At 71.9% G+C, this 3760-nt stretch carries 4 protein-coding genes; all 4 read left to right on the forward strand.

All coding sequences use genetic code 11. The annotated features are described in order from the left end of the window. Positions 1-27: 27 nt before the first annotated feature. On the forward strand, positions 28-1095 hold the full coding sequence (locus AC1DVT_RS18580; protein ID WP_477390691.1) for an aldo/keto reductase: 1068 nt from the start codon (positions 28-30) through the stop codon (positions 1093-1095). After that, positions 1092-2027, forward strand: coding sequence for a 4-(cytidine 5'-diphospho)-2-C-methyl-D-erythritol kinase (locus AC1DVT_RS18585; protein WP_457101531.1), 936 nt, complete (start codon positions 1092-1094; stop codon positions 2025-2027). Before AC1DVT_RS18580 ends, AC1DVT_RS18585 begins: the two co-directional genes overlap by 4 nt. A gap of 16 nt (positions 2028-2043) precedes the next feature. Further along, positions 2044-3372, forward strand: coding sequence for a GNAT family N-acetyltransferase (locus AC1DVT_RS18590; RefSeq protein WP_477390693.1), 1329 nt, complete (start codon positions 2044-2046; stop codon positions 3370-3372). A gap of 49 nt (positions 3373-3421) precedes the next feature. Further along, the coding region (locus tag AC1DVT_RS18595; RefSeq protein WP_477390695.1) for an ATP-binding cassette domain-containing protein at positions 3422-3760 on the forward strand (339 nt) is incomplete at its 3' end.

Consider the following 3760-nt stretch of genomic DNA (forward strand, 5'->3'; position numbering starts at 1 on the left):
GGGGGCGCCCGCCGATAGCCTGGTGGCGTGACCGACGCACCCCGCTTCCGCCTTGACGTCAAAGACCTCCATCGCCCCTATTCGGCGGCTGCCGACCGCTACGCGGCGACGGACTACCGTCAGGTCGGAGCGTCCGGTCTCTACCTGCCCCCGATCTCGCTCGGGCTGTGGTGGAACTTCGGCGACAACATCCCGTTCGACCGTCAGCGCGAGGTGCTGCGGCACGCGTTCGACCGCGGGATCACGCACTTCGATCTCGCGAACAACTACGGCCCGCCCTACGGCGCCGCGGAGACGAACTTCGGGCGGATGATGCGCGAGGACTTCGCGCGCTACCGCGATGAGCTCATCGTCTCGTCGAAGGCGGGCTACGACATGTGGCCAGGCCCGTACGGCGACCTGGGTTCGCGCAAGTACATCCTCGCGAGTGCCGAGCAGTCGCTGACGCGGATGAGCCTGGACTACGTCGACATCTTCTACTCGCACCGCGTCGACGCGGTGACTCCGATCGAGGAGACCATCGGGGCGCTCGACACCCTCGTGCGGCAGGGCAAGGCGCGCTACGTCGGGATCTCGTCGTACAGCGCCGAGCGCACGGCGGTGGCCGCGGCAGTCGCGCGGAGCCTCGGGACGCCGCTCGTGATCCACCAGCCCTCGTACTCGATCCTCAACCGCTGGGTCGAAGACGGCCTCACCGGAGTGCTGAAGCAGGAGGGGATKGGCGCAATCGCGTTCACGCCGCTCGCCCAGGGCCTGCTGACCGGGAAGTACCTCGGGGACGGCACCGCACAGCGCGCGCAGCAGCGCTCTTCGCTGCCGCAGCAGACCGTGTCCGAGACGGGCCTCGCGCACCTGCGCGGACTCGACGTCGTCGCCAAGGGCCGAGGGCAGACGCTCGCACAGCTCGCCATCCAGTGGGTGCTGCGCGACCCGGTGGTCACCTCTGCGCTGATCGGGGCATCCTCGACCACGCAGCTCGACGAGAACCTCGCGGCGCTGTCCGGACCCGCCTTCACGACCGAGGAGCTCGAGCAGATCGACGCGCTCTCGGATGGCATCGACGTCAACATCTGGGCGCAGTCGGCCGAGCTGTGAGCGATTTCGCCGCCGCCGATCGCGTCCATGTCCGGGCGCCCGGAAAGATCAACCTCTTCTTCGAGGTCGGGGGTGTGCAGGACGACGGCTATCACGACGTCGCCTCGGCGTATCAGGCGGTGTCGCTGTACGAGGACGTCTGGGCAGAACCGGCCCGGGACTTCTCGATCTCGGTCAGCGGCAGCGTCGACATCGACGGTGTGCCGAGCGACGACCGCAACCTCGCCCTGCGCGCAGCGCGCATGCTCGCCCAGCGCGCGGGCTACGACGGCGGCGTGCACCTCGAGATCGTCAAGCATGTGCCGGTGGCCGGGGGGATGGGCGGAGGGTCAGCGGATGCCGCGGCCGCCCTCGTCGCGTGCGACCTGCTGTGGGGCACCGAGGTCGGCCAGGCCGAGATGCTCCGCCTCGCCTCGCGGCTCGGCGCGGACGTGCCGTTCGCGGTGCTCGGCGGCACCGCCGTGGGCACCGGACGCGGCGACCAGCTGAGCCCCGCCCTCGCGACTGGACGCTTCGACTGGGTGATCAGCGTCTTCGCCGGCGAGGGGCTGTCCACTCCGGAGGTGTACGGCCGGCTCGACGAGCTGCGCACCCGCTCCGCGCCCGACATCGAGCCGCATCGGGCGACGCCCGAGGTCGACCCGGGGGTGCTGCACGCGCTGCGCGCGGGCGACCCGCACGCTCTCGCCGAGCACGTGCGCAACGACCTTCAGCCGGCCGCCCTGGCGCTGCGGCCGGTGCTCCGCGATGCGCTGGAGCTCGGGGAGCGGTCCGGCGCGCTGGCGGGGATGGTGTCCGGGTCGGGACCGACGCTCGCCTTCCTGACCGAGGGGCCGGAGGCCGCCCTCGAACTGCAGGTCACGCTCGCGGCTGCGGGCCTCCACGCGCTGCACGTGCACGGGCCGGTGCCCGGGGCACGTGCGATCGGCTGATCGAGAGGAGAGATCGATGCACACGAAGGTCGATTCCACGGCGTTCCTGACGGAGCCCCTCGACGAGGAGTCCCGGCAGCGGCTCGCGGCGACGGGGCTGGAGCCGCGACTGGTGTCGTTCGAAGACCCGGAGGGGTATGCGAGCTGGTACCAGATCGTGGCGCGCGGGTTCCTCGACGGCGAGCGCTCCGAGGCGGAGGTGGCGGCGAGCCGGGAGCGGAGCGGCCATCGGCGCATGACGGGCATCTTCGATCCCGCCGCGCCGATGCCCGCCGCGCCGGTCGCCTCGATCGCGTCGTGGATCGGCGAGCTGACACTGCCGGGCGGTCGCGGCATCCCGTCCTGCGCGATCTCCGCCGTGACGGTCGCCCCGACGCATCGACGGCGCGGGATCGCCCGGGCGATGCTCGAGGGCGAGCTGCGCACCGCGGCGGCCGCCGGCATTCCGCTCGCCATGCTCACGGTGAGCGAGTCGCAGCTCTACGGCCGCTACGGGTTCGCGCCGGCGGCGGCGAGCGCGTCGTGGCACATCGATGTCAAGCGGGCGGTCTGGATCGGGCCGCGGCCCGGTGGGCGGGTCGATTTCGTGCCCCGCGAGCGTGCGCGTGCGCTCATCGCCCCGCTGCACGAGCGGGGACGACTCACCGTCGCGGGCGAGATCGATGTGCCGGGGGCGCTGTGGGACGTCTTCGCGGGCACCCGGCCCGACGCGAAGGAACCCGGCAAGACGCGCGCGATCCAGTACGCCGACGAGGACGGCGAAGTGCGCGGGGTCGCGCTGTACTCGGTGCGCGAGAACGAGAAGGACTTCACCAAGTCCACCGTCACCGTCTCCTACCTGCTCGCGGAGACCGACGATGCCTACGCCGCGCTCTGGCGATTCTTCGTCGAACTCGACCTGGTCGGCGAGGTGCGGGCGCATGAGCGCTCGGTCGACGAGCCGCTGCGCTGGATGATCTCCGACCAGCGGGCCGCGACCGTCAAGATCGCCGACCACCAGTACGTGCGGATCCTCGATGTGCCGACAGCGCTCGAGGCGCGCACGTTCGGCGCGGCCGGCGTGCTCGCCCTCGAGGTCTCGGACTCGCTCGGCTTCGCTGCGGGCCGGTGGCTGCTGACGGTCGACGAGGCAGGTCGGGGCGAGGTCACCGCGTGGGACGCACCGGGGGCGCCGGCCGGCGCCGTGACGGTGGCGCTCGGAGTCGAAGAGCTCTCGGCCGTCTACCTCGGCGGGGTGTCGCTCGCGACGCTCGCCGCAGCCGGTCGACTGCAGACGACGGATGCCTCGGCCGCCGCTCGCGTGTTCGGCTGGCACGCCGCGCCGCGCCTCAGCATCTGGTACTGATCCCATCCTGGCGCGGGCACCCAGCCGGCTCGCCTAGCCTGGGAGGGACATGGCACATCTTCTCGGGGCCGAAGCCCTGCACCTGGAATTCCCCACCAAGGTCGTCTTCGACGGCGTTTCGCTGGGCGTCGACGAGGGCGACCGCATCGGCATCGTGGGCCGCAACGGCGACGGCAAGTCGAGCCTGATGGCGATGCTCGCGCGCCGATTCGAACCCGACGCGGGCCGGGTGACCTACCGCGGCGGCGTGCGGGTCGGCGTGCTCGACCAGGCCGACACCCTCGACGACGCCCTCACGGTGAGCGGCGCCGTGGTCGGCACGCGCTCCGAGCACGAGTGGGCGGGCGACGCGCGCACGCGCGACGTCATCGCCGGCCTGCTTGCCGAC

The organism is Microbacterium sp. P2_F9, assembly GCF_056403635.1.